26 protein-coding genes are annotated in these 25,816 nt (G+C 67.3%); 5 read left to right on the top strand and 21 right to left on the bottom strand.

All coding sequences use genetic code 11. From position 1 onward, the window contains the following. Positions 1 to 28: 28 nt before the first annotated feature. The 14 genes from BLW05_RS07215 to BLW05_RS07150 all read right to left on the bottom strand — a co-directional run bounded on the left by BLW05_RS07215 (position 29) and on the right by BLW05_RS07150 (position 15,424). Positions 29 to 1,099 (bottom strand): ABC transporter ATP-binding protein, encoded by a 1,071-nt coding sequence (locus BLW05_RS07215; RefSeq protein ID WP_093161399.1) that lies wholly within the window; start codon positions 1,097 to 1,099, stop codon positions 29 to 31. Between the two features lie 116 nt (positions 1,100 to 1,215). Then, positions 1,216 to 2,064, bottom strand: a complete 849-nt coding sequence (locus tag BLW05_RS07210; RefSeq protein ID WP_093161398.1) for a carbohydrate ABC transporter permease — start codon at positions 2,062 to 2,064, stop codon at positions 1,216 to 1,218. Further along, positions 2,061 to 2,936 carry a carbohydrate ABC transporter permease gene (locus BLW05_RS07205; protein WP_093161396.1) on the bottom strand — a complete coding sequence of 292 codons (876 nt, stop codon included), beginning with the start codon at positions 2,934 to 2,936 and terminating at the stop codon, positions 2,061 to 2,063. Before BLW05_RS07205 ends, BLW05_RS07210 begins: the two co-directional genes overlap by 4 nt. 27 nt (positions 2,937 to 2,963) lie before the next feature. Next, positions 2,964 to 4,340: an ABC transporter substrate-binding protein gene (locus BLW05_RS07200; RefSeq protein WP_093161395.1), complete on the bottom strand. Its 1,377-nt coding sequence runs from the start codon at positions 4,338 to 4,340 to the stop codon at positions 2,964 to 2,966. A gap of 75 nt (positions 4,341 to 4,415) precedes the next feature. Then, a complete protein-coding gene (locus tag BLW05_RS07195; RefSeq protein ID WP_093161393.1) occupies positions 4,416 to 5,162 on the bottom strand; it encodes a FadR/GntR family transcriptional regulator in 747 nt (248 codons plus the stop codon). Positions 5,163 to 5,172: 10 nt separating this feature from the next. Beyond that, entirely contained in the window at positions 5,173 to 6,141 is a 969-nt protein-coding gene (locus BLW05_RS07190) for a 2-hydroxyacid dehydrogenase (RefSeq protein WP_093161392.1), read from the bottom strand. 136 nt (positions 6,142 to 6,277) lie between these two features. Then, positions 6,278 to 7,771 (bottom strand): N-acyl-D-amino-acid deacylase family protein, encoded by a 1,494-nt coding sequence (locus BLW05_RS07185; RefSeq protein ID WP_093161390.1) that lies wholly within the window; start codon positions 7,769 to 7,771, stop codon positions 6,278 to 6,280. 2 nt (positions 7,772 to 7,773) lie between these two features. Beyond that, positions 7,774 to 8,667 carry a MurR/RpiR family transcriptional regulator gene (locus tag BLW05_RS07180; protein WP_256330088.1) on the bottom strand — a complete coding sequence of 298 codons (894 nt, stop codon included), beginning with the start codon at positions 8,665 to 8,667 and terminating at the stop codon, positions 7,774 to 7,776. Positions 8,668 to 8,675: 8 nt separating this feature from the next. After that, a complete protein-coding gene (locus BLW05_RS07175) occupies positions 8,676 to 9,947 on the bottom strand; it encodes an amino acid deaminase (protein ID WP_093161387.1) in 1,272 nt (423 codons plus the stop codon). A gap of 12 nt (positions 9,948 to 9,959) precedes the next feature. Then, positions 9,960 to 10,949 (bottom strand): ABC transporter ATP-binding protein, encoded by a 990-nt coding sequence (locus tag BLW05_RS07170; protein WP_093161386.1) that lies wholly within the window; start codon positions 10,947 to 10,949, stop codon positions 9,960 to 9,962. Further along, the gene (locus BLW05_RS07165) at positions 10,946 to 11,992 is read right to left on the bottom strand and encodes an ABC transporter ATP-binding protein (protein WP_093161384.1); all 1,047 of its coding nucleotides are present in this window, start codon (positions 11,990 to 11,992) and stop codon (positions 10,946 to 10,948) included. Before BLW05_RS07165 ends, BLW05_RS07170 begins: the two co-directional genes overlap by 4 nt. Then, complete coding sequence (locus BLW05_RS07160) at positions 11,989 to 12,855, bottom strand: ABC transporter permease (RefSeq protein ID WP_093161383.1); 867 nt, start codon at positions 12,853 to 12,855, stop codon at positions 11,989 to 11,991. Before BLW05_RS07160 ends, BLW05_RS07165 begins: the two co-directional genes overlap by 4 nt. Then, the gene (locus BLW05_RS07155; protein WP_093161381.1) at positions 12,852 to 13,802 is read right to left on the bottom strand and encodes an ABC transporter permease; all 951 of its coding nucleotides are present in this window, start codon (positions 13,800 to 13,802) and stop codon (positions 12,852 to 12,854) included. The genes BLW05_RS07160 and BLW05_RS07155 overlap by 4 nt, the downstream gene beginning before the upstream one ends. Before the next feature lie 17 nt (positions 13,803 to 13,819). Beyond that, positions 13,820 to 15,424, bottom strand: a complete 1,605-nt coding sequence (locus tag BLW05_RS07150) for an ABC transporter substrate-binding protein (RefSeq protein ID WP_093161380.1) — start codon at positions 15,422 to 15,424, stop codon at positions 13,820 to 13,822. A gap of 121 nt (positions 15,425 to 15,545) precedes the next feature. Here BLW05_RS07150 and BLW05_RS07145 point away from each other — a divergent pair, with 121 nt between their 5' ends. The 3 genes from BLW05_RS07145 to BLW05_RS07135 are packed head-to-tail and all read left to right on the top strand — an operon-like array spanning position 15,546 to position 17,501. Beyond that, positions 15,546 to 15,938, top strand: coding sequence for a RidA family protein (locus BLW05_RS07145; RefSeq protein ID WP_093161379.1), 393 nt, complete (start codon positions 15,546 to 15,548; stop codon positions 15,936 to 15,938). A 22-nt stretch (positions 15,939 to 15,960) separates the two neighbouring features. Beyond that, positions 15,961 to 16,863: a 2-dehydro-3-deoxygalactonokinase gene (locus BLW05_RS07140; protein WP_093161377.1), complete on the top strand. Its 903-nt coding sequence runs from the start codon at positions 15,961 to 15,963 to the stop codon at positions 16,861 to 16,863. Further along, positions 16,860 to 17,501 (top strand): 2-dehydro-3-deoxy-6-phosphogalactonate aldolase, encoded by a 642-nt coding sequence (locus BLW05_RS07135; protein ID WP_093161376.1) that lies wholly within the window; start codon positions 16,860 to 16,862, stop codon positions 17,499 to 17,501. Before BLW05_RS07140 ends, BLW05_RS07135 begins: the two co-directional genes overlap by 4 nt. A 47-nt stretch (positions 17,502 to 17,548) precedes the next feature. Here the strand turns inward: BLW05_RS07135 and BLW05_RS07130 are convergent, their stop codons facing one another. From BLW05_RS07130 to BLW05_RS07115, 4 genes are read right to left on the bottom strand one after another with little or no spacing between them, the layout of a single operon-like run. Further along, the gene (locus BLW05_RS07130; RefSeq protein ID WP_093161375.1) at positions 17,549 to 18,259 is read right to left on the bottom strand and encodes an SDR family oxidoreductase; all 711 of its coding nucleotides are present in this window, start codon (positions 18,257 to 18,259) and stop codon (positions 17,549 to 17,551) included. Positions 18,260 to 18,293: 34 nt separating this feature from the next. Further along, on the bottom strand, positions 18,294 to 19,697 hold the full coding sequence (locus BLW05_RS07125) for an MATE family efflux transporter (RefSeq protein ID WP_093161374.1): 1,404 nt from the start codon (positions 19,695 to 19,697) through the stop codon (positions 18,294 to 18,296). Beyond that, positions 19,694 to 20,941 (bottom strand): MFS transporter, encoded by a 1,248-nt coding sequence (locus BLW05_RS07120; RefSeq protein ID WP_093161373.1) that lies wholly within the window; start codon positions 20,939 to 20,941, stop codon positions 19,694 to 19,696. Before BLW05_RS07120 ends, BLW05_RS07125 begins: the two co-directional genes overlap by 4 nt. After that, positions 20,934 to 21,398, bottom strand: coding sequence for a MarR family winged helix-turn-helix transcriptional regulator (locus BLW05_RS07115; protein WP_093161371.1), 465 nt, complete (start codon positions 21,396 to 21,398; stop codon positions 20,934 to 20,936). Before BLW05_RS07115 ends, BLW05_RS07120 begins: the two co-directional genes overlap by 8 nt. 50 nt (positions 21,399 to 21,448) lie before the next feature. Between BLW05_RS07115 and BLW05_RS07110 the strand changes: the two genes are divergently transcribed. Together BLW05_RS07110 and gloA are read left to right on the top strand one after the other, a co-directional pair. Continuing rightward, positions 21,449 to 21,985: a PaaI family thioesterase gene (locus BLW05_RS07110; protein ID WP_093161370.1), complete on the top strand. Its 537-nt coding sequence runs from the start codon at positions 21,449 to 21,451 to the stop codon at positions 21,983 to 21,985. Positions 21,986 to 22,082: 97 nt separating this feature from the next. Then, positions 22,083 to 22,493, top strand: a complete 411-nt coding sequence (gene gloA, locus BLW05_RS07105; protein WP_093161368.1) for a lactoylglutathione lyase — start codon at positions 22,083 to 22,085, stop codon at positions 22,491 to 22,493. 18 nt (positions 22,494 to 22,511) lie between these two features. Here gloA and BLW05_RS07100 read toward each other — a convergent pair whose 3' ends face one another. Genes BLW05_RS07100 through edd form a run of 3 tightly spaced genes read right to left on the bottom strand, consistent with a single transcriptional unit; the run spans position 22,512 to position 25,692 of the window. After that, on the bottom strand, positions 22,512 to 23,231 hold the full coding sequence (locus tag BLW05_RS07100) for a haloacid dehalogenase type II (RefSeq protein ID WP_093161367.1): 720 nt from the start codon (positions 23,229 to 23,231) through the stop codon (positions 22,512 to 22,514). After that, positions 23,228 to 23,863, bottom strand: coding sequence for a bifunctional 4-hydroxy-2-oxoglutarate aldolase/2-dehydro-3-deoxy-phosphogluconate aldolase (eda, locus tag BLW05_RS07095; protein ID WP_093161365.1), 636 nt, complete (start codon positions 23,861 to 23,863; stop codon positions 23,228 to 23,230). Before eda ends, BLW05_RS07100 begins: the two co-directional genes overlap by 4 nt. Further along, on the bottom strand, positions 23,854 to 25,692 hold the full coding sequence (edd, locus tag BLW05_RS07090; protein WP_093161364.1) for a phosphogluconate dehydratase: 1,839 nt from the start codon (positions 25,690 to 25,692) through the stop codon (positions 23,854 to 23,856). Before edd ends, eda begins: the two co-directional genes overlap by 10 nt. Positions 25,693 to 25,816 lie beyond the last annotated feature (124 nt).

Here is a 25,816-nt window from a genome sequence, read left to right as displayed (position 1 = left end):
TTCGTCTTGGAGAGACGGGACTGCGCCGCTAGCTCAGACGCTGCCCGCCCTGCCGGTCGAAGAGATGCACGCTCTCGCTGGCAATCGCGAGACCGACGATCTGGTCCGGCTGCGCATCGACGCGGCCGTGCACCGCCAGCGTCAGGCTGGCCTCGCCGACCTGCACCAACAGCTCGGTTTCTGCGCCCGTCGGCTCCACCACCACCACGCGCGCCGGCACGCCGTTCTCCGGAGATGTCAGCGTGATGTCGCCAGGCCGGATGCCGTAGTGAACCGCCTGGCCATCCGCGACAGAGGTCGCCGACGACACCGGCCACAGTTCACCGTGCGCCTGAACACGGCACGCGCCGTTGCTGCGCTGGACGGCGCCCTCGATCACGTTCATCGCCGGCGAGCCGATGAACTGCGCGACGAAGAGGTTGTCCGGCCGGTCGTAGAGCTCGAGCGGCGTGCCGATCTGCTCGACCATGCCGTCGTGCATCACCACGATGCGGTCCGCCATCGTCATGGCCTCGATCTGGTCGTGCGTGACGTAAACCGTGGTGGTCTTGAGGCGCTGGTGCAGCGCCTTGATCTCGGCGCGCATCGCCACGCGCAGCTTCGCGTCGAGGTTCGACAACGGCTCATCGAAGAGGAACACCTTCGGATCGCGCACGATCGCGCGTCCCATCGCCACGCGCTGCCGCTGGCCGCCGGAGAGCTCGCGCGGATAGCGGCCCAGCAGGTGGTCGAGATTGAGGATCTTCGCCGCGGCCGCCACGCGCTGCTGCGTGACCGCCTTGTCGGCATTGCGCAGGCGCAGACTGAAGCCCATGTTCTCGCCGACGGTCATGTGCGGATAGAGCGCATAGCTCTGGAAGACCATCGCGATGTCGCGGTCCTTCGATTCGAGCTCGTTGACCACACGGCCGTCGATCAGGATCTCGCCACCGGAGATCTCCTCCAGGCCCGCGAGCATGCGAAGCAGCGTGGACTTGCCGCAGCCCGAGGGGCCGACCAGCACGACGAACTCGCCGTCCTCGATCTCGAAGCCGAGCCGTTCGATGATCCGCGTCTTGCCGTAGGACTTCTGGACGTCGCGAAAAGTTACCGATGCCATGTTGCTTCTCTTTCTGACTAAGCGGGGAACACCGCGGAACCGGCTTCGCCGGGCCGCTGGTGTTGCCCCCTGAAAGGGGGTTGGCGCAGCGACACGAAGTGCGCGAAGCCTGGGGGTTAGCTCTTGACCGCGCCGGCGGTGATGCCGCCGACCATGTAGCGCTTGAATGCGTAATAGATCGCCGCCGGCGGCAGCGCATAGATCAGGCCGGTGGCCATGAGCAGTTCCCACGGCGAATCATCGGCCGCGAGGAAGTTGCCGAGCGCAACAGCGAGCGTGACGCTGCGGTCGTTCGACAGCAGCAGGAACGCGTAGAGGTATTCGTTCCAGGCAAGCAGCAGCGCGTAGGTCCCCACCGCAACCAGCGAAGGCACCATCAGCGGCAGATACACGAGCCGGAAAAGCTGCAGTGGCGATGCGCCGTCCATGCGCGCGGCTTCGTCGAGCTCGTAGGGCAGCTTGTCCGAAGCCTGCTTGAGCACCCAGATGCAGTACGGCGACGCAATGGTGACCATCGCGAGGATCAGCGACCACTGGCTGTTGAGCAGCCCGTAGTTGCCCATGGTCTTGTACATCGGCACCGCGAGGAACGCCGCCGGGATGAAGTAAGTGAACAGCGCCATGTTCATCACCGTGCGCCCTCCCCTCACACGCAGCCGGCTGATCGCGAAGGCCGCGGTGGTCGCGACGAACAGCGTGATGACGCCGACCGCCACCGCGATCAGCACCGAATTGCCGAGCTGCACCCAGAAGTGATCGAGATAGAAGTGCTTCTGCTGGAAGACGGTCGCGAAGTTGTCGAAGGTCGGCGAATCCGGCCACAAATGGCCGCTGGTCGCCTTGCCGCGCGGGGAGATCGCGAACAGCACCATGTGGTAGACCGGAATCAGCGTCCACAGCAGCACCGGAATGCCGATCAGCAGCAGCTTGGCCTCGTTGCCGACGGACTTCATTGTCCATTTCATTTCGATAGCCTCTTCATCATGAGATAGACGAGTGGCAGCACCAGCGGCAACGCGACCACGATCGACGCCATCGAGAGGTCGACCTGGTCGAGCCGCAGATAGCGGATGCCGAGCGTCGCCAGCACGTGCGTGAGGTCGGCGGGGCCGCCGCCGGTCAGCAGGTAGACGCTGTTGAAATCACCCAGCGTCCAGATCATCGAGAGGATCAGCGAGGTGACATAGAGCGTGCGCAGCGCCGGCCAGCTGATGAACTTGAACTTTTGCCACGAACTCGCGCCGTCGACCGATGCGGCCTCGTACTGTTCAGTGGGGATCGCGAGACGCCCGGCCACCAGGATCAGCGTCCAGAACGGCAGCGACTTCCAGATGTGCATCAGCATCGCGAAAGAGAGCGCGAGGGTCGGATCGTTGAGCCAGTTCGGCCCGTCGAGCCCCGTCAACCGGAAGATGGTGCTGTTGATCACGCCCCACTCGGGGTTGAGCATGAAGCGCACCGACAGGATCGTCGGGATCGACGGCACCGCCCACGGCAGGATGAAGATGCCCGAGAGGATCTTGATCCACCACCGCGACTGCACGAAGAAGCCCGAGAGCACCAGCGCCACCACCATCTTCACGTTGATGGCGACGACCAGGAAGATGATCGTGTTGATCACCGACCTGAAGAAGATCGGATCGGCGACCAGATGCTCGTAGCTCTGCGGATGGCGCGCCAGCCAGAGCCCGTAGCACACCGGGTAGAGCACGAAGACCACGAACACCAGCAGGTAGGGAACGACCATCAGTCGCCCCCAGAACTGCCAGCGTCCGGTCTTCGAGGCCGGCGCCTCGGCGGCGCCGGGCGCCACGACGGCGCTTGCGGTGGAACTCATGGCTGGCTACCTCCGAAACTCAACGCCTCAGCGCGCGACAGTTTTAATACGCTCGATCATCTCGTCGACCGCCTTGTCCACCGGCACCTTGTCGCTCACGATGCGGTTCATGGCCTTGGCCCAGACGTTCTCGTTGTTGAGGATGGTGAAGCGGTAGTTCTTGGTGAACTCGAACGTCACCGTGCCCGCCGCGTACTGGTTGTAGACCGACTTGCGGTGCGAATCAGCCTGCCAGAACGGGCTCGCCTGCCCCGCCTTGGTCACCGGGAACCAGCGGCCCAGCGAACCCTCGACGTACGGCGTGAGGTTCTCCTCCTGCATGAGGAAGGTCACGAACTCCTTGGCGCGCTGCTTGTTCTTGCCGTCCTTGAACACCACCCCGGTCTTCACCGCGGTGCGGTAGACCATCTTGCTGCCGTCGGGCTTGGACGGGAAGCCGGCCGTGCGGATGCGCTCGAAGTAGTTCTTCTTGGCCTCCTCGCGCTGCTCGGGCGTGAGCGACGCGTTGTTCGAATCGTCGAGCCACTTGGCCGGCAGCGAGATGGTCGCGTTGTGCGTCATCACCGTCGTCTTGTTGTGGAAGGCGACGTTGTTGTCCGGGTCCTTCCAGCTCGTGGACGACGGTGGCGTGCAGCCCTTCTGGTAGGGCGCGACGTAGTCGGTCATGGCACTGATGAGGCCCGCGCGCACCGCCGGGTCGTCCACCAGCAGCTTGCCGCTGTCGTTCACCATCTTCACGTTGTACGCATCGGCGAAGGTCAGGAACGAATAGAACGAATCGCTCGAATCCACGCCCATCGGCATGCCAGTGCCGAAGGTGCGCTTGCCGCTCTTCTGGCGACTGGCGGGCTGCACCTTCTCGCACCAGAACGACCAGTAGTCCTTCCAGGTCGTCGGAATGTCCGACTCCTTGAAGCCCGCCTCCGCCAGCATGTCGATCCAGTAGTTGATGTGCATCGTCTGCTGCTTGATCGGGAAGGCGTAGTAGGCCTTCGACTTCGTCTGGTCGTTGTAGAGGAAGGTGGTTTCGACCGTGTTGGGTGCGAAGCGACTCACCATCGGCGCGATCACGCTGCTGATGTCCTCCAGCTTGCCGTCGAAGGCCCACTTGCCTGTGACCTGGAAGTCATACACGTCGGCATAAGCCACGTCGGGCGGGCTGCCCGAATCGAGCGCGGACACCGTCTTCGGGATCATGTCCTGCACCGGGTATTGAGACAGCTCGACCTTGACGCCCTTGTGCTTCTCCTCGAACTTCTTGATGGCGGCGAAGAGCGCATCGTCCTCGGCCTTGTAGAAGCCCTTGACCCACCAGACGGTGAGCTTCTCCTGCGCCGCCGCCTGGCCGGCGACCGTGAGGCCCATCGCCATCAATACCGGGACCATCAATGCCTTCAGTTTCATACAGCTGTCTCCTTGTTGTGAACGGGATTGGCTCGATGCACGAGCAGAGGTTGGAAGAAACGGATTCGGGGCGGCTCAAGCGGCCTTGAGTCTGGGGGGCGGCCGCCCGAGACGCGGCAGGCGTCGGCGCGAGCCGAGCACTTCCTCGATGTCCTCGCGCGCGCCGTCGATCAACTTGATGATGGCCCGCTCCGCCTTTGCAGGGTTGTGCGCAATCACCGCGTCGAGCACCGCGCGGTGCATCGGCAGCGACTGCGCCGGGCCGTCCTTCTTGATGGTGGAAATCTCGAAGCTGGTGCGCAGCAGCGCGTGCAGCGCCTTGCTCATCTGCGCGAGCATCCGGTTCTGGGCGGCACGCAGCAGTCCGTGATGGAAGCGCAGATCGAAGGTCACGTAGTCACCGCCGAATTCGACAGCGTGCTTCATGCCGGCGTAAGCGGCCTCGATCTCCTCGATGTCCTCGGCGGTCGCGCGCTCCGCGGCGAGACGCACCGCCGCGGGCTCCACCGCGCGGCGCAGGTCCTGCAGGTCGCGCAGGAACTCGGGCGTGAGCCCCGCGCGCGCCTGCCAGGTGATGACATCCGGGTCGAACCAGTTCCACTGATCGTCGGGCAGCACCCGCGTCCCGACCTTGGGCCCGGTCACGATGAGTCCCTTGGCGACGAGCGATTTCACCGCCTCGCGCACCACCGTGCGGCTCACGCCGAATTCCTCGCACAGCAGCGGCTCGGAAGGCATTGGCGCCCCGATCGCATAGCGGCGCGAAACGATCGCTTCACCCAGCAGGTCCAGTGTTCGGCGGCCGTGGGTGCTCTTGCTCATGTGGCGCTCTTCAGGCGTCGACCGGCGTCAGCAGCGGCGCACCGGTGAAATGCGCGTGCAGGTTGTCGAAGGTGAGCTGGCCCATCGCCTCGCGCGTCTGCTTCGTGCCGCTGCCGATGTGGGGCGTGAGCACCACGTTGGACATCTCGCGAAGCGTCTCGGGCACATGCGGCTCGTTCGCGAACACGTCGAGCCCGGCACCTGCGATCACGCCGTCGCGAAGCGCATCGATCAACGCCGGCTCATCGACCACGCTGCCGCGCGCGACATTGATCAGATAGCCCTGCGGCCCAAGCGCCTTGAGCACGCGCGCATCGATCATCCCCCGCGTGGCGGCGCCGCCCGGCGTGATGACGATGAGGAAATCCACCGCCGCCGCGAGAGAGGCGGCGTCCGGGTAGTAGGTGTAGTTGACGCTCGCGCGTGGCGAACGCGCGGTGTAGGCGATGTCCATCTTGAACGCGCTCGCACGCTGCGCGATGGCCTGCCCAATGCGTCCCATGCCGACGATGCCGAGGCGGGTGCCGGTGACCTTGCGGCTCAACGCGATCGGCCCGTTGGGCCATTCGTTGCCGCGCACGAATCGATCGGCCTGCGGAATGCGACGTGCCACTGCGAGCATCAGACCGATCGCGAGATCGGCCACGTCGTCGTTCAGCACATCAGGCGTGTTGGTGACCGGCACGCCGCGCTCGTGCGCCGCGGCGACGTCGATGCCGTCGTAGCCGACGCCGAACACGGAAATCACTTCGAGTGCGGGCAGTTGCGCGATCAGCTCGCGCGGCACCTTGGCTTCGCCGTTCGCGACCACGCCGCGAATTCGCGGCGCCACAGCGGCAAAGGCCGCCGGGTCGCTGAGGTGGAGGCGGTCGTGGACCGTGTACTCGCGCCGCAGGGCCTCCATGAGAAAAGGCATCAAGGGCGCGACGGCCAGCAGCTCGGGGCGAGCGGTCGCGTTCGAAGCACTGGTCCCTGTCATGCGTTTGTCCCTCCGACCTTCCGATGTCGGTCGAATCATATGATGATTGAACTCGACACCCGGCAGGACAAACCCTGATGGTCAGGGATCGCAACGAAGCGCTGGTTCGCGCTCCAGAGTGGCAAAGGAAAAGGGTTCAGCCAGAAGCGCCGGGCGACGAAGCGCGCACGACGAACCGCCCCGCGCGTGCACCCGTGGCGCGACCCGAAGCCGTATAGCTCAACGCGCCGTTGACCCAGACGAGCTCGATGCCTTCACTGATCTGGCGCGGCTGCTCGAAGGTCGCGCCGTCTTTCACGCGCAACGGGTCGAACACCACCACGTCCGCCATGTAGCCCGCCTTGAGCAGCCCGCGTTCCCCGATGCGGAAACGCGCAGCAGACATGCCGGTCATCTTGTGGATCGCTTCCTCCAGGCGCAGAAGACCTTTCTCGCGCCAGTAGCTGGCCAGCACGCGCGGGAACGCACCCCACAGGCGCGGATGCGGGCGCTCGTCGTGCGGCAGGCCGTCCGAGCCGATCATCGACAGCGGGTGCGTGATCACGCGCTGCACATCGTCCTCGCGCATCTGGAAGTAGCAGGCGTTGCCCGGCTTCAGGCGCACTGCGGCTTCCTGCTGCGACACGCCCCACGTCGTCGCGATGTCCGCCAGGTAGCGCCCGCCCATCTCCGGATGCGGCTCGCTGCCGGTGATGAGGACGTCGATGATTCCGTCGACGAGGTCCTCGCGCAGCACGGTGGAGCCGGCGGTGTAAGGGTACACGTCCATGCCGATCTCCTGCCCGCGTGCCAGCGTCTCGATCAGCGGCAGGGTTTCGCGCGTGCGGCCCCAGTTGTCGGGACCTGCGCACTTGTGGTGCGAGATCACGAGCGGCAGGCCGGACTGGCGCGCGGTCAGCGCCGCCTCTTGCAGCGCCGGAAGAATGCCCGCCAGTTCGTCGCGGATGTGCGTGGCATAGACGCCGCCGTTGCGCGCGGCCACGCTCGCCACGGCCACGAGTTCGTCGAGATCCGCGGCGTACGCTTCCTTGTAGAACACGCCCGACGAGAGCCCCAGCGCACCCGCATCCATGGCTTCCTGCATGTCCGCCGCCATCGCGGCGCGCTCGCGCCCGTCGGCCGCCCGGTCAAGTGAAGCGACGTGGCGCATGCGCAGGGCCGTGTGCCCGAGCAGCGCCGCGACATTCACGCCGGGACGCGCCGCATTCACCGCATCGGCATACGCGCGCATCGTGGAATGCAGAAACTGCCCGCGCCCCAGCAGCGACAGCGGGGCCGGCGGGGTGTCGGTCACCACCGGCGCCAGCGAGATGCCGCAGTTGCCCACGATCACCGTGGTCACGCCCTGCGACAGCTTGGGCAGCATGTCCGGCTTCTCGATCGCGGCGGCGTCATCGTGCGTGTGCACATCGATGAAGCCGGGCGCGACGACCATGCCGGTGCAATCGATCTCCTCCACGCCGCCGGCGGCGCGCAGGTCGGCGAGCATGTGCGGCAGCGTCTGCCCGGGGGCAGCGACCGATGCGATGCGCTCGCCCACGAGCAGCACATCGCCCGTCCATCCGGGGATGCCGCCGCCGTCGACGATCTGGCCGTCCTTGAGCAGCGTGGCAGAGGCGTTGTCTTTCATGGTCATGTTTCTTCGTCGGTGGCCTCGGTGGCGCCGGAGTATTCGGCGCTGTCGAATCCATGCTTGTGCAGCAACTGCTTGAACTGCTGCAGGCCGTGCGTGACGGACGGCCCGAGTTTCTGCGCGAGGCGCACCATCAGGATCTCGATGACCACGAGATGCGCCAGGTAGGCTTCGGTGCCGACGCGCATCACCGCGTCCTGCGGGACCGAGACGCCGATCACGAGGTCCGCGATCTCGGCCAGCTGCGTGTCGGGCTGCGTCAGTGCGATCACCGTCGCGCCCTGCGAGCGCGCAAAGCGGGCGGCCTCCAGCGTGTAGGGCATGCGCCCCACGTGCGAGATCACGAAAGCCACGCCCTCAGGCCCGAGCGTGCTGGCCGACACGAGCTGCTGGTGCGCATCGAAGATTGCGTTGGACGTGCACCCGAGGCGGAACAGCCGGCTTTGCAGCTCGCTCGCCATGAAGGTGGACGCGGCGCCCACCGAGTAGCAGTCGATGCGCTTCGCCGCAGCGAGCCGCGTCGCGACCCGGTCGAGCAGGTCGACGTCGATGCGCCGGCCGAGCTCGGTCAGCGAGGACACCGCCGCATGGATGATCTTGCTGGCGACGTCGCTCGCGCTGTCCTCCGCCAGCACGCTGCGGTGCAGGTACGAGCCGGTCACCGCGAGGTCCTGCGCCAGCGCGAGCATGAATTCGCGCACCGAATCGAAGCCGAACGCGCGGCAGGTCCGCACGATGGTGGGCATCGACACGCCGGCCTGCTGGGCAAGCTGCTCCACGGTCGCGGCCACCGCCGCGCGCGGATCGTCCAGCACGACCTGCACCACGCTGCGCTGCGCTGCCGGCAACGCGGCCATGCTTTCGCGCAGGCGCTGCAGCAGGGAACTGTTCATCGCGGTCATCAGAAGCGGGTGCCGATGGCGCCGGTCACCGCCAGATCGTCGTCCACCAGCGCGAGCCAGCGCCACTTGTCGAAGGTGGTGCACGGGTGCGAGATGCCCAGCGCCACGCGATCGCCGACCTTCGGCACGGTACCCGCCGGATCGAAGCGCAGGTAGGCGTGCTGGTCATTGAGCGCGCTGATCTTCCAGTCGGCTGGCGTGGCGGCCGCAACGCGCATGCCGCGGGGCGCGTGCCGTACCGGGATCGGCATTTCAATGTCATACGAGATGTCGCGGCGCCCGCAGGTCAGCAGCGCGAGCCCCGGCTCGGGCACGGATTGCACGAACGACCAGACTTCGAGCGCCGCGCGCAGGGAGCTGTCCAACCCTTCGCGTTGTTCGACCTGCTTGAGGAAGCGGGCGTAGTTGCCGTTGTCGTGCGTGATGTAGCAACCCGAGCGCAGCACGCCCTGCATCGGCCGCGACAGCCCCTGTGCGCGAAGCAGCGGGATCACGAGGTCGAACACCGCGGAGCCTCCAGCCGTGAGCAACGGTGGGTCCTCGCCGAAGAGCTGCTCTTCGTCGCAGCGGCGCGCGACTTCGAGGACGCGCTCCACCAGCGCAGTGACTTCACGCGCGTCATGCTCGCTGTCGCAGCGCGCCAGTCCGCCTTCATAGCATTCGATGCCGCCGAGCCGCGCGACGGGCGATTGCGAAATGGCGCGCGCGAGTTCGAGCGCTTCGCCCAGCGTGCGACAGCCGGTGCGCTGGCCGGGCATGCCGATCTCCAGCAGCACGTCGAAGGTGCGATGGGACTGCCGGCGGGCCGCCCAGTCCTCGATGAGCGAGAGTTGCGCGAGCGAGTCGACGAGGAACCACACGCGCAGGTCGCTCTGCCCCGCGAGCAGCATGTCCAATCCGTCGAGGTCCGCATCGCACAACACCTGGTTGGCGATGATGGCGCGGCGCGCGCCGGCTTCGACCCCCACCGCCAGCTGGAAGATCGTGGCGAACGTCAGCCCCCAGGCACCGCCGGCGAGCTGCAGCTCGAACAGCTCGGGTGACATGGTGGTCTTGCCGTGCGGTGCGAGCAGCACGCCCTTGCGCTTTGCGTAGTCCTGCATCCAGGCGATGTTGTGCGCGAGTGCCGAACGGTGGATGACGGCCAGCGGATAGGCCAGGTCATCGGCGAGCACGTTCCATCCCTTGCTACCGATGTCGGCGGCGCGGCACGGCGCGGCCTCCAGCGGGAAGCTCTTGCTGCGGTGGTCGAGGATCAGCTCTTCGTTCATGTTCGTTCCTTGTCAGAGATCATCGCGCCAGCAGGCGTGCCAGTGGCCGGACTGCACTTCGCGCAGCTGCATGTCGGCGCTCGCGCAGCGTTCCTCGGCCATCGGGCAACGCGTGCGAAAGACACAGCCCGTGGGCGGGTTCGCCGGACTCGGCAGGTCGCCCTGCAGCAGCGGCACCACGCGGCGCTGCGCCGGATCGGGAATCGGCGCCGCCGCCAGCAGCGCGCGCGTGTACGGGTGCCTGGGATTCGCGTAGAGCGATTCGGTCGGTGCGATTTCCATCACGCGGCCCAGGTACAGCACGACGACACGGTCGCACAGGTATTCGACCACGTCCAGGTCGTGCGAGATGAAGAGAAGCGTGAGGCCCAACTGCTCCTTCAGCTCGCCCAGCAGGTTCACCACCTGTGCCTGGATCGACACGTCGAGCGCCGACAGCGGCTCGTCCGCAACGATGAACTGCGGCTCCACCGCCAGCGCCCGCGCGATGCCGATGCGCTGCCGCTGCCCGCCCGAAAACTCGTGCGGATAGCGGTCGGCATGCTCCGGGCGCAGGCCCACCTGCTGCAGCAGTTGCTCGATGCGCGGCTTGCGCGCGCTGCCCTTGGCCAGCCCGTGCGTGTCGAGCGCCTCGCCCAGCACGTCGCGAATGCGCATGCGCGGGTTCAGGCTGGCGTAGGGGTCCTGGAAGATGATCTGGATCTTCGAACGCAGCGGGCGAAACTGCGACTGAGAAAGCCCCGCCAGATCGCGCGGCGCCGCATCCGATCCGTCGGGCTGATAGAGCATCTCGCCGTCGGTCGGATCGACCAGACGCGTGAGCAGCCGGCCGATGGTGCTCTTGCCCGACCCCGATTCGCCGACCAGCCCGAGCGTCTCGCCTTTGCGGATGCTGAAGCTCACGTCGTCGACGGCGCGCACGGGATGACTGCCCTTTCCGAAGTACTTGCGCAGGTTGCGGACTTCGAGCAGGTTGTCATGAGCGAAAGTTGCTGTCGTCATGCGGCCTTCTCCACGTTCTCTTCGATGAAGCCGATGCAGCGCACCATGCGACCGCCACCCGCCGGCTCCAGCTTCGGCACACACACCTCGCAGGCCTCGCGCCGGTAGGCGCAACGCGGCGCGAAGGCACAGCCCGGCGGCGGTGCGAAGGGACTGGACACTTGCCCGGGAATCGCAACGAGCTGAGGACGCCGGCCCGACGCCGCATGGGCACCACGCCGTCGCGCAACGCCCGGCAGGCAGGCCAGCAGTCCACGCGTGTAGGGATGCGCCGGCCGTGCGAAGAGATCGTGCACCGGCGCCGATTCGACGATGCGCCCCGCATACATCACCGCGACCGCATCGGCGTATTGCGCGACGACGCCGAGGTTGTGCGTCACGAAAAGCATGCTCATGCCGGTCTCCTTCTGCAGGCGCCCCATCAGCGCGAGGATCTGCGCCTGGATGGTCACGTCGAGCGCCGTGGTCGGCTCGTCGGCGATCAGCAGCGTCGGGTTGCAGGCCATGGCAAGCGCAATCATCACGCGCTGGCGCATGCCGCCGGACAGCTGGTGCGGATACTCGTTGACGCGCTGGCCGGCCGCGGGGATCTCGACCAGTTCGAGCATGCGGCGTGCATGCGCCAAGGCTGCCGCGCGATCGAGCTTGAGGTGCAGGCGCGCCGATTCGGCGATCTGCTCGCCGATGGTCAGCACCGGGTTGAGGCTGGTCATCGGCTCCTGGAAGATCATGCCCAGCTCGTTGCCGCGCAATGCGCGCTTGTCGGCTTCGGGGATGGCGAGCAGGTCGACACGGCGTCCGTCGCGCTGCACGAACCACGCCTCGCCCTGCACCTGCGCATGCGAGGTACGGGCGTGCAGGCCCATCAGCGTGAGGCTGGTCACGGACTTGCCCGAGCCCGATTCGCCGACCAGCGCCAGCGTCTCGCCGGGCCGGATCGTGAAGGACACATCGGCCACGCTCTGCACGCGCCCAGCCTCGGTCGCGAAGGAGGTTGAAAGCCCCCTCACTTCGAGGCGCGGCGTGGTGGTGGTTTGGCTCATGCGGCTTTCCTCAGCTTGGGGTCGAGCATGTCGCGCACGCCGTCGCCCAGGATCTGCAGCGACAGCGCGGTCAGCACGATCGCAAGACCGGGGCAGAAGATGGTCCAGAAGGCCTTGTCGGCGTACTCGAGGCTGCCGGCGATCATGGTGCCCCAGGTCGGGATGTCCGGCGGCACGCCGACCCCGAGGAACGAGAGCCCCGCCTCGGCCAGGATCGCGTAGGCGAAGATGAAGGTCACCTGCACGAGGATGGGCGACATCAGGTTCGGCAGGATGTGCTTGCGCAGGATACGCGGCGTGCGCACGCCGAGGGCCCGTGCCGCGTCGACGAACAGCAGCTCGCGCAGCACCAGCGTGGTGGCCCGCACCACCCGCGCGACACGCGGCGTGTAGACGATGACAAGTGCCAGCATCACGTTCCACAGCGACACGCCGAGGATCGACACCAGCGCGATGCCCAGCAGGATGTCGGGGAAGGACATCATCGCGTCGACCACGCGCATCAGCGGCGCGTCGAGGCGGCGGAAGAAGCCGGCGAGCATCCCGAGCAGCGTGCCGCAGAGCACGGCGCCGGCCGCGGTGATGAAGCCGATCAGCAGCGAATAGCGCGCGCCGTGCACGATCCGCAGCATCACGTCGCGGCCGAGCTCGTCGGTGCCGGCCCAGTGCTCCAGCGAAGGCGCATGCAGGCGCTGGCTGATCTCGATCGCGCCGGGGTCGGCGTCCGACACCAAAGGAAGAATCACCGCCACGCCCACCACCAGCAGCAGCACCAGCGCCGAGACCAGCACGATCCGGCGCAGGAAGAGGCGGCGCGCCATCGGCAGCAGGCTGCCGGCAAAGGATGTCAGGGCCGCCTTCATTTGGACTCCAGCCGGATGCGCGGATCGACCAGCGTGTAGATGAAGTCGATGCCGAGGTTGATGAACACGTAGATGGCCGCGATCACGAGCAGCGTGCCCTGGATCACCGGATAGTCGCGCCGCAGCACCGCGCGCACCACGAGGTTGCCGACGCCGGGCAGGTTGAACACCGTCTCGGTCACCACGGTGCCGCCGATCATCAGCGCGAGCGTGAGCCCGAGCACCGTGACGATCGGCACCAGCGCATTGCGCAGCACGTGGTGGACCATGATCACGCGCTCAGGCAGGCCCTTGGCGCGTGCGGTGCGCACGTAGTCCTCGCCGAGGATGTCGAGCACCGAGGCGCGGGTGAAGCGGATGATGAGCGCCGAGTTGAGCAGCCCCAGCACCAGCGCAGGCAGCAGCAGGTGATGGAGTCGCTCGAACAGCGGCGACGTCGGGTCGCCGTAGCCCGACGCCGGGAACCATCCCAGCTTGACCGCGAAGAACTGGATCAGGATCAGCCCGAGCCAGAAGCTCGGCACGCTCGCACCGAGCATCGCAACGCTGCTCACGGCCTGGTCCGCCGCGCTGCCGCGCCACACGGCAGCCGCCATGCCGGCCGGGATGCCGATGAGCGCCGCGATGGCCACGGCGAACAGCGCAAGGAACAGCGTCGGCTCGGCGCGCTCCAGCAGCGCCTGCGCCACCGGGCGCTGCAGGAACAGCGATTGCCCCAGGTTGCCGTGCAGCAGCTCGCCCACCCACAGCACGAACTGCGTCGGCAGCGGTTTGTCGAGCCCGTATTGCACGCGGGCCTGGGCGATGTCAGCGGCAGTGGCCTGATCGCCGAGCAGCAGTGCGACGGGGTCGCCGGATGCCAGGCGCGTGAGCGCGAAGACGAGCACCGCGACGATCGCGAGCACCGCCAGGGCCCCGGCCAGGCGGGTGAGCAGGAAGCGCAGCATGACGAGGGTCCGCGGCCTTACTTGGCGAGGCCGGTGTTCCAGAAGAACGGCCAGATCGCCGGCGTATAGCCCTCCAGCTTGGCCGAGCGCGCCGACAGGCTGTTGAACTTGCCGACCTCGATGAACGGCACCTCGTCATACACCGTCTGCTGCACCTGGCCCCACAGCGCGCCGCGCTTGGCGACGTCGCTCTCCTGGTTGAAGGCGGCCAGGGTCGACTTCTTGGCCGGCGTCTCCCACCAGCCCGGCGCGCCATCGCCGAGTTGCGGCGGCGAGAGCATCGGCTCCGGGAAGAGGCCCGAATGGGTGAAGTACACGTCCCACAGCTTGGCGTCGTTGCGCCGCTGCACCAGCGTGGCCCAGTCCACCACCTGCAGGTCGGTCTTGAAGCCGGCCTTCTTGAGCTGCTCGGACATCACGAGCGCCATGTTGTAGTGGAACTCGTACTGGCGGCTCGCCATGATGCGGATCGGCTGGCCGTTGTAGCCGGCCTTGGCAGCGGCTTCCTTGGCCGACTGCGGGTTGCGCGTGTTGTAGGCGGTGCTGCCGGCCGTCGAGTAGTAGGGCGTGCCCTTCGGGAAGAAGTTGGGCTCGACCACGAAGAAGCGGTTGTCGCCGAATCCGGCGGCCATCAGCTCGCCCTGCCCCACCGCGGTCTGCACCGCGCGGCGCAGCGGCTGCGACGCCAGCACGCCTTCCTTGGTGTTGAACACGATGTAGGGGAAGCCGAAGTTCTTGGTCACGATCGGCACCACCGCCGGAGCACCCTTCTCGATGCGGCTCGCAGACTCGACCGGGAGCAGGTCCGCGTACTGGAACTGGCCCGACAGTGCGCCTTCGACCCGCGTGTTGGCGTTGGGCACGGGCACGAAGCGCAGCTCGTCCAGCAACGCTTCTCGGCGGCCGGCATAGCCGCTCGGCGCTTCCTTGCGCGGCGAGTAGGCGTCATAGCGCACCAGCACCGTGAACTGATCGGGGCGACGCTCCTTGAACTTGTAGGGGCCGGTGCCGATGAAGTCCTTCAGCTGGGGTGCGATGCTTTCCTTGGCCATGATCGCCGCCATTCCGCTGGGCAACGCCAGTTGGGCGAGCAGCGGCGAGTACGGGGCATTCAGCTTGATCTCCACCGTCTGCGGGCCCTTGGCCGCGAGCGACGCAACCTCCTTGCCCACCGCCTTGCCGCGGGGCGACAGCTCCATCCAGCGCTGCAGCGACGCGACCACGTCATCGGCGTTCATTTCGCGGCCATTGTGGAACTTCACGCCCTTGCGCAACGCGATGGTGTAGGTCAGGCCGTCCTTGGAGACCACCGGCATGCCTTCGGCCAGCATCGGCGCGATGTTCCAGTTCGCATCGAAGGTATAGAGTGGCTCGTAGACGTGCTGCATGATCGTGCCGACGAGGTCGGCGGTGCTGATCATCGGGTCCAGGCCCTGCGGCTCGCCGACCATCGCCAGGTTGGCGGCGCCGCCCTTCGGAGGTTCGGCGGCGAATGTGCTGGCGCCGGGCAGGAGGCCCAGCGCCAGCACGGCAGCGGAGGCGCCCGCGAATGCCCGCCAACGCGGCGCGCGCACCGTGCTGGAAGACGAAAAACCAGATGTCGGTACAGTGGTGGCGGTCATTTGCATCGTGGCCTCATGAGTAATAACATTACATCGGCAATCCTATTTTGCGAACATGAAGACGTCAAAACCGGGTTTACCCTAGTAAATCGTGTAATTTTTTTACAAGCCACACACCACCATGTCCCACGTTGAAATGCTCGGCCAATCGCCGATCGCCTCCGATCGCCAGGCACGCCCCCTCTCGCCCGCCACCCGTGCGGGTGATTTCGTCTTCGTCTCGGGCCAGGTCCCCACGGACGACCAGGGCCAGGTGATCGTCGGCGGCATCGAGGCGCAGACGCGCCAGGTCTTCAAGCGCATCGAGGAGGCGCTCGCGCTTGCCGACTGCACGCTTTCGGACATCGCCAAGGTCAGCGTGTGGCTGAACGACGCGCGCGACTTCGGCAGCTTCAACCGCGTCTACATGGAGTGCCTGGGCGACCATCGCCCGGCGCGCACGACGGTCGAATCGCGCTTGATGATCGACGCCAAGGTCGAGATCGACGTCACCGCGTACAAACCCCGCGGCTGAGCCAATTCAGGAGGGCGGCATCATGAGTCACACCCGTCTTGTCGCCGTCGACTGGGGAACGAGCTCCCTTCGGGGCGCCCTGCTCGAACCCGACGGCAGCATCGTCGAGGAACAGAGCCATCCGCGGGGCATCCTCACGGTCAAGCACGGCGGGTTCACCGACGTGTTCGAGACCCTCTTCGCGGACTGGATGCGCCCGGTCGGCACGCGCTGCCTCATCTCCGGCATGGCGGGCAGCAAGCAGGGGTGGGTCGAGGCGCCCTACTGCGCGTGCCCCGCGGGCCTTGCCGAAGTGCGCGGCAAGATCATGGAGATCGAACCCGGCCGCATCTCGATCGTGCCGGGCCTGAGCGACACGCACGACGGCGTGCCCGACGTGATGCGCGGCGAAGAGGTGCAGATCCTCGGTGCGATGGTGCTCACCAATCTGCGCGACGGCCTCTTCGTGCTCCCCGGCACGCACAACAAGTGGGCCCGCGTGAAGAACGGGATGGTCACCGGCTTTCGCACCTTCATGACCGGCGAGTTCTATGCGCTGCTGAGCCAGCACTCGATCCTCTCGCGCACGCTCGACACCTCGGCCGGGCTCGACGAAGCGGCGTTCCTGCAAGGCGTGACGCAGTCCGACAACGGACAGGGTCTGCTGCACAACGCCTTCGGGGCGCGCACGCTTTCGCTCTTCGACCGCATGCCCGCGCGCGAGCTGACGAGCTACCTGTCGGGCATCCTGATCGGCGAAGAACTGCGCACCCAGTCGCTGCACGCGGCGGGCGAGGTCGTGCTGATCGGCACGCCGGCGCTCACGCAGCGCTACCTGCTTGCGCTGCAGGCCTCGGGCGTCAAGGCGCGGACGCTGGGCTCCGAAGCCACCTGGGCCGGCCTGCACGCACTCCACGCACCCAATCCAACCCAACGCAAGCAATGACTGCTCCGCACGACAAATTCACCGCCGCCATGCGGCAGCTTCCCCTGGTAGCGATCCTTCGCGGCCTGACGCCGGAAGAGGCGCCCGCCGTCGGCGACGCCATCGTCGAATCGGGCTTCCGGCTGCTCGAAGTGCCGCTGAACTCCCCGCGCCCACTCGAAAGCATCGCGCTGCTCAGCCGTCGCTTTCGGCAGGCGCTGGTCGGCGCAGGAACGGTGCTGACCGCGCAGGAGGTGCGCGACGTGCACGCCGCAGGGGGCGAGCTGATCGTGGCGCCGAACTTCAATGCCGAAGTGGTCGCCGAAGCGAAGCGCCTCGGCCTCGTGGGCCTGCCCGGCGTGATGACGCCCACCGAGGCCTTCGGCGCGCTCGCGGCGGGGGCCACAGGGCTCAAGCTCTTCCCCGCCGAACTCGCGTCGCCGGCCGTCGTCAAGGCGCTGCTCGCGGTGCTGCCGAAAGGTACGCCGCTGATGCCCGTCGGCGGCATCACGCCCGACAACATGGACGCCTGGCGCGCGGCCGGCTCTGCCGGCTTCGGTATCGGGTCCGCGCTCTACAAGCCCGGCAAGAGCGCGGCCGCGGTGCGCGAGGATGCGCAGCGCTTCGTCGCCGCCTTCGCAGGCGCGCTACGCGCCTGACCGGCGATCACGCGCGCTGAGCATTTGCAGCACCACGCTCCTGTAGTTCAACCGGCCCTTTCGACGGCGTACGGCGGCAGTTCGGCCGAAAGCCCCGCCTTGACCTGCTGCGTCAGCGGATCGGCCAGCACTTCGAACTTGCCGGCTTCGAGGGCTTCGAAGGTCTTCGTCACCACGTCGTCGGGCGAAGCCTTGGGGCCGGGTATGCGGCTCGTCATGTCGGTGTCCATGAACGCGACATGCAGGCTCAGCACCTTCGTGCCCTGCCCGCGCAGCGCCGCGCGCAGTGCGTTGCTGAGCGACCATGCCGCGGACTTCGAGGCGCTGTAGCCGGCGGCGCTTGGCAAAGTGAGCCAGCTCAGGATCGACAGCACGTTGATGATCGCCCCGCCGCCGTTCGCCGCCAGCACGGGGGCGAAGGCGCGGCTCAGCGCCCAGGGGCCGAAGAAGTTGGTCTCGAACTCGGCGCGCGTGTCGTCGAACGCACCATCGGCACCGAACAGGCTCACGCCGCGCGAGATGCCGGCGTTGTTGACCAGCAAGGTGACGTCGCCGCATTCGCGAGCGGCCGCCTCGGCCTGCTCCGGACGCGTGACATCGAGCGCGATCGGAACGACGCCCGGGAGCGTGACGCTCTTCGGGTCGCGCGCGGCTGCATAGACCTTCTTCGCACCGGCCGCCAGTGCGGCGCGCGCGAACGCAAGTCCGAGCCCGCGATTGGCGCCGGTGATGAAGACGACCGAATCCTTGATCTGCATGGTGTAGCCCTTTCGGAAAATCTGGCTTGTCGAATCAGGAAGGCTGGATGCGGCGCAGCAGTCCCGCCGTGGTGCGCGGCCACCCCACGCGGCCGAACCATGCGCCACCGGCGATGGCCGAGGCGATGACGACGCCATACACGACGAGCGCCACGCCCTGTGCGATGAACACGTCGACCAGCTCGCCGCCCCAGCGCAGAGCCAACCAACCGCCAAGCGCCGCGACGATCAGCCGCGCGATGTTGCCGAGCACCGGCCACAGCAGCCGGCCGGCGCCTTGCGAGGCGAAATAGAGCACCAGCCCGACGCCGAAGAAGCCATAGAAGGGCCCGACCACGCGAAGGTAGTGCGAGCCTGCATCGAGCATCGCGGGGTCGCTGCCGAACAGCATCAGCCACTGGCGCGGGAACAGTGCGGCCGCGACGCCCACCGAGCCCGCCAGGACGAACGCGATCGCAGCGCCGGTCCATGCCGCGCGCAACGCACGCTCGCGCTGTCCCGCGCCGATGCAGGTGCCGATCATCGCGAGCAGCGGCGCGCCGAGCCCGAAGACCAGCGGCACCAGCAGGTACTCGAGCCGCGATGCCGTGCCGTAGCCCGCGATCGCGCCCGGACCGAAGTGACTGGTCAGCGCCGTCGCAATGCCGATCGACAGGTTGGTCGCGACCGTGGACACCGCGCCCACGAGGCCGACGCGCAGGATGTCGCGGAAGAGCGGCCACTGGAATCGCGCATGCGCAAACGACGGCTTCAGCAGGCTGCGGTCGGAGCGCAGATAGAGCCAAAGCGCGATCGATCCGCCGAGGTAGTAGATGAGCAGCGCGACCGCCCCGCCCGCGATGCCCAGCCCCGGAATCGGCCCCCAGCCGAAGATCAGCAGCGGCGACAGCGGAATCAGCATGACGACGCCCGCCACGGTCACGTTCGCCGGCACCGCCATGTTGCCGGTGCCGCGCAGCACCGCGGCAAGCGAATTGAAGATCCACACCAGCACGGCGCCCGCGAAGACCACATTGGAGTAGAGCAGTGCCGCTTCGAGCGAAGCGCCCGAGCCGCCCATCAGCGTGAAGAGCCAGCGCCCGCCGAGGAGCAGCGCGAGCATGAAGACGACGCCGAAGCCGATCGCGATCGCGATCGCGTGCAGCACCAGCGCATCGGCCGCGTCACGCCGCCGCGCACCGAGCGCTCGTGCGATGGACGATGCGATGCCACCGCCCATCGCGCCGGCCGACGTCATCTGCATCAGCATCACCACCGGGAACACCAGGGCCATGCCTGCGAGCGCGTCGGTGCCGAGCTTGCCGACGAAGTAAGTCTCGATCAGGCCGACGGCGGCCTGCGCGACCATCACCAGCACGTTCGGGAACGCGAGGCGCAGCAGCGTGGGAACGATCGGCGCTTCGAGCAGCAGCCGCGTGCGCGCATCGAGGGCGCTCATGCTGGCTTCGCCGTCAGCGCCGGCCGCGACTCGCGGATCGGCAGGTTGACCAGTGCGGCACCCGCCGCCAGCGCGATGTCGATGTACCAGACGATGTCGTAGCTGCCCGTGGCCTGGAACACATAGCCGCCCAGGAATGCACCGAGGAAGCCGCCGATCTGGTGCGCCAGCATCACGATGCCGAACAGCATCGCCATGTTGGCCGGACCGAACATCTTCGCGACCAGACCCGCGGTCGGCGGAACGGTCGAGAGGAAGGTCACGCCCATCACCGCGGCGAAGATCAGCATCACGGCCGGCGTCTTCGGTGCGAACAGGAAGACCAGCACTGCGAGCCCGCGCGTTGCATACACCAGCGCGAGCAGTGACTTCATGCGCCAGCGGCTGACCGCCCAGCCCATCAGCAGGCTGCCGACGATGTTGAAGAGACCGATCATCGCCAGCGCCCAGCCGCCGACCTCGGGCGGGAGCCCGCAAGCGGCGACCACGCCCGGCAGGTGCGTCGCGAGGAACGCGACGTGGAAGCCGCAGACGAGGAAGCCGAGGCTCAGGTAACGATAGCTCGGCGTACCGATCGCCTGGCTGATCGCCTGGCGCGCGGTGAGCGGGCTCGAACCCTTGGTGGCCGTCTGCGCGGCGAGCGCCTTCGAATTGCCCTTCAGCACGAACACCGCGGGTAGCGCGACCAGGATCAGCACTGCGAGCCACTGCATCGCACTGGCCCAGCCGACGGCCGCCATCAGGCCGATGGCGATCGGCGCCATCGCGAACTGCCCGAAGGAGCCACCCGCATTGACCACGCCGGTCGCGAGGCCGCGCTTGTGCACCGGCACCAGCCGCGTGGTCGCCGCCATCAGCACCGAGGGGCCGGCCATGCCCGCACCACCCGCCGCCAGCACGCCGATCGCGAAGATCAGCCCGGCGGTGGTCGTCATCAGCGGCGTGATGAAGGTGCCGAGCGCCACCAGCAGCACGCCGATGAAGATCACGCGTCCGGTGCCGATGCGGTCCGCGACCGCGCCTGCGAAGGGCTGCGTCAGGCCCCACCAGAGCTGGCCGAACGCAAATGCGAGGCTGATGCTGCCGAGGCCCAGCCCGGTCGACGTGTTGAGCGACGAGAGGAAAAGCCCCATCGTCTGCCGCACGCCCATCGTCAATGCGAAGGTGCCGGCGGCGGCGAGCAGCACCAGCCAGACGGCATGGCTCGTGGAGGAAGTCGTGCCCGTGGCGGCGCGGTCAGTCATCGAGGTCTCCTTCAAGGGTCTCGCCCGCGGTCTGCAGCACCGCGATGCTTTCGTCGATCAATGCATGAAGCGCGAGCACGCGCTCCACACCGAGCAGCTCGTTGAGCTTTTCCTGCGCGGTGCGCCAGTGCCGCTGCGCTTCGGTGCGCTTCTTGCGGCCTGCGTCCGTGATTTCGATGAGGCGGCTGCGGGCGTCGGGCCCTTCGCCTTGCACGAGCCACCCTTCGGTGATCAGGGGCTTGAGGTTGCGCGTGAGCGTCGACGCATCGACACCCATGGCCTGCGCCAGATCCACCGGCCGGATCGGGCCCAGGTGCAGCACATGCGACAGCAGCGAGTACTGCGTGGTCTTGAGGCCGCTCCTGGCGACCTCCGCGTCATAGAGCCGCCCCACCTGCCGCGTCAGGTGACGCAGCCTGAAGTTGGTGCAGCCCTGGGGCTTTGCGATAGCATTCATGCCGATGATTGTAGCTACAATCATTGCATATGCAACCTTAAGGACATTCGATGACAGCCACCGAACAACTCGCCGCCTGGATCGCGGAGGAAAAAGCCATCTCCGATCGCCTCGACGCCGGACCGGGTCCCGGCCTCGCCCGCCCGGACCAGATCGTCGGCAAGACCGGCCTCGAAATCATGCAGGCGATGCTTCGCGCAGAAATCCCCTATGCCGCGATCGCCAGGACCCTGAATTTCCAAATCATCGAAGTCAGCCCCGGTCGCGCGGTGTTCCAGGGCAAGCCACTGCCGGAACACCTGAATCCGCTCGGCACCATCCATGGCGGCTGGTTCGCCACGCTGCTCGATTCGGCCCTCGGCTGCGCGGTCCACACCATGATGCCGGCCGGCCGCGCCTACACCACCGCCGAACTGGGCGTGAATCTGGTCAAGGCGCTGACGCCCAGGGTCGAGCGCGTGCGCGCCGAGGGCAAGGTGATTCATTGCGGCCGACAGCTCGCGACCGCCGAAGCGCGCCTGGTCGGCCCCGACGGCACGCTCTACGCGCACGCCACCACCACCTGCATGGTGTTCGAGATGCGCTGACGCGCGCCGGCTCCGAAGCACGAATAGCCACCGCATCGGCGCGCACGCTGCGGGACGCGACAATCGCGGATCGACAACATTTGATGGCGACCACGAAATGCGACTCCTCCACACCATGCTGCGCGTCGGCAACCTCCAGCGCTCGATCGACTTCTACACGAAGGTCCTCGGCATGCAACTGCTGCGGACATCGGAGAACCCCGAGTACAAGTACAGCCTCGCGTTCGTCGGCTACGAGGGCAATCCGGCGCAGGCCGAGATCGAGTTGACCTACAACTGGGGCACCGAAAGCTACGAGCTCGGCACCGCCTATGGCCACATCGCGCTCGGCGTGCCCGATGCGTATGCGGCCTGCGAGAAGATCAAGGCCGCGGGCGGCAACGTCACGCGCGAAGCCGGGCCGGTGAAGGGCGGCACGACGGTGATTGCCTTCGTGACCGATCCGGATGGTTACAAGATCGAGCTGATCCAGCGCGCAGAAGGCGCTCAGGGCGCAGGCCTGCGCTGATCCGCGCCTGTCGCACGCTCAGCAGCCGAGCAGATCCGCGAGATGCTCGATGCTGCGCGCGTGCAGGTTGTTGTCCGGCTGCGGCGACACATCCTTCGGCCGCGACGGGCCAAATTCCAGGGGCCGCTCGATGTAGCCGGTGCGCAGGCCGCATGTGCGCGCGGCCGCAAGATCGTCATGGTGCGCGGCGGCGAGCATCACCTGCCCCGGTGACACGTCGAACACCGCCGCGACACCGAGGTAGGTCCGCGGGTCCGGCTTGTAGGCCTTGAAGACCTCGGCCGACAGCACGCAATCCCACGGCAGGCCGGCGTTCTTCGCCATCTCGGTCAAGAGGCCGATGTTGCCGTTCGACAGCGAGCAGATGATGTATTTCCGCTTGAGCCGCGCGAGCCCCGGGACGGAATCCGGCCAAGCAGGCAGCCGGTGCCAGGCCTTGTTGAGATCGCGCTTGCGCGCGGCATCGAGATCCTCGATGCCGAAGTCGCGCAGGACGCCGCCGAGGATGCCCATGTGCAGCTCGTCGAGCAGCGTGAAGCCGCCTTCTCCGGCCGCGAGGCGCTCCATCACGCCCTTCATCGCCGGCTGGTAGCCGGCACGCCAGGCCAGCGCGAAGGCACCGCCGTCGATGCCCGGCAGGATGCGCTCGGTCTCAGCCGCGATGCCCGAGTACCAGTCGACCACTGTCCCGAAGACGTCGAAGGCGATGACCTTGAGTTCGCTGGTGTCGGAACTCATCGTGCGAGCTGGCTCGCCTCGCGTGCGAGCGCTTCGATGCGCGACCAGTCGCCGGCGGCGATGGCGTCGGTCGGCACGATCCACGAGCCGCCGACGCAGGCGACATTCGGTAGCGCCAGGAACTCCAGTGCGTTGCCCGCGTGAATCCCACCCGTCGGGCAGAACTTCACATCGCCGAAAGGCCCCTGCCATGCCTTGAGCATCGCCAGGCCGCCCGCCTGCACCGCCGGGAAGAACTTGAGCTCGGTGAAGCCGTCTTCCTGGGCCAGCATGATTTCGCTTCCAGTGGCCACGCCGGGCAGCAGCGGCAGGCCCAGGTCGTGGCATGCCTTGCCGACCGCGCGCGTGTAGCCCGGGCTCACGCCGAATTTCGCGCCGGCAAGCGCCGAGGCCTGCGCGTCGGCTGCGCTGCGAATGGTGCCGGCACCGGCCACTGCCTCGGGCACTTCCTTGGCGATCAGCTCGATGCACTCGAGCGCCTCGCGCGTGCGCAGCGTCACTTCGAGCATGCGGATCCCGCCAGCCACCAGTGCGCGCGCCAGCGGCACCGCATCCTTCACGTCATGCAGCACGATCACGGGGATCACCGGTGCATCGCGCATCACGTCGAGCGCGGTCAAATTCACAGCCATGTGCAGGCTCCTTCTTCTGCTGTCAATGCATTGCGGCGCATGCCGGCGAACAGTTCGCGGCCCAGGCCGTGACCGTTGGCGGTGCGCTGTTCTTCGGGTTGCCGGGCGACTTCGCGCTGCGCCCATTCGTCATCGGGCACGAGCACGGTGAGGGTGCCGGCGATCGAATCGAGGCGGATCAGGTCGCCATCGCGCACCTTGGCGAGCGGCCCGCCCGCGGCGGCCTCGGGCGACACATGGATCGCCGCCGGCACCTTGCCCGAAGCGCCGCTCATGCGGCCGTCGGTCACCAGCGCCACGCGGAAGCCCTTGCCCTGGAGCACGGACAGCGGCGGCGTGAGCTTGTGCAACTCAGGCATGCCGTTGGCTTGCGGTCCCTGCCAGCGCACGACGCAGACGACATCGCGTTGAAGTTCGCCGGCCTTGAAGGCTTCCTGCAACTCACCCTGCGAGTCGAACACGCGCGCCGGCGCCTCGATCACATGGCGATCGTCCGGCACCGAAGACACCTTGATCACGCTGCGGCCGAGATTGCCGACCAGCACCTTGAGCCCGCCGGTGGCGCTGAACGGCGATGCGACCGGACGCGCGACTGCATCGTCCTTCGTCGGGCGGGCGGGATGCCACGCCAGCGCGTGCTCATCCGACGGCGACGCCGCGAGCGAGGGAATGTTCGCGTACTCGCGGATGCCGCCGGCACGCACAGTCTGCACGTCGGCGTGCATCAGCCCCGCATCCAGCAGTTCACCGATCACGAAGCCGGGGCCGCCCGCGGCCTGGAACTCGTTCACGTCGGCGGTCCCGTTCGGATAGACCCGCGTGAGCAGCGGCACGACTTCCGAGAGTTCGGAGAAGTCGTTCCAGTCGATCAGGATGCCCGCCGCACGCGCGACCGCGACCCAATGGATCAGATGGTTGGTCGAGCCGCCGGTGGCCAGCAGCGCGGCCATGGCGTTGACGATCACGCGCTCGTCGACCAGTTCGCCGATCGGCGGCACCGCGTACGCCTTGTCGGACGCCCGCCCGAGCACGGTACGCACCGCCTCGCGCGTGAGCGCCTCGCGCATCGAATCGCCGGGCTGGATGAACGCGGTTCCGGGCACATGCAGGCCCATCGCCTCGAGCAGCATCTGGTTGCTGTTGGCTGTGCCGTAGAAGGTGCAGGTGCCCTGTGCGTGATAGGCCTGCATTTCGGCATCGAGCAGCCCTTGCCTGCCGACCAGCCCCTGCGCAGCCTGCTCGCGGACCTTGGCTTTCGCGCTGTTCGAAAGGCCCGAAGGCATCGGGCCGGCCGGCACGAAAACCATCGGCAGGTGGCCGAAGTGCAGCGCACCGATGAGCAGGCCCGGCACGATCTTGTCGCATACGCCGAGCAGCAGCGCAGCATCGAACATGTCGTGCGTGAGCGCCACCGCGGTGCCCATCGCGATCACGTCCCGGCTGAACAGGCTGAGCTCCATGCCGGGCGTGCCCTGCGTGACACCGTCGCACATCGCGGGCACGCCGCCTGCAACCTGCGCGGTGGCGGCATGCCGCCGCGCCTCGTGCTTCACGATGTCCGGATAGCCCTGGAACGGCGCATGCGCCGAAAGCATGTCGTTGTAGGCGGTGACCACGCCGATGTTCGGCGCGCGTTCGGTCACCACCTTGAGTTTGTCGTTGGCCGGAATCCCCGCGACGGCGTGCGCCACGTTGGCGCAGCCCATGCGGTCGGAGCCGCGTTCGCGGTGGCGGATTTCGTTCAATCGCTGGAGGTAGGCACTTCGCAGCGTTCGGCTGCGCTCGCGGATGCGGTCGGTGACATCGCGGACTGTGGGGTGTGTAGTCATGGGATATGTCGCACTGCCGGTGGGCCGCCTGTATTGGCAGCCCGAGAGTGCATGGTATCAAGCCAGTGTGAAAGGGCTCGAAGGCTCCACGTTCACCTCGGGCCTATTCATACCGTGGAACCGG

This window comes from Variovorax sp. YR216, from assembly GCF_900107745.1.
GTDB lineage: Bacteria > Pseudomonadota > Gammaproteobacteria > Burkholderiales > Burkholderiaceae_C > Variovorax.
This window is presented reverse-complemented; position numbering and strand designations above follow the sequence as displayed.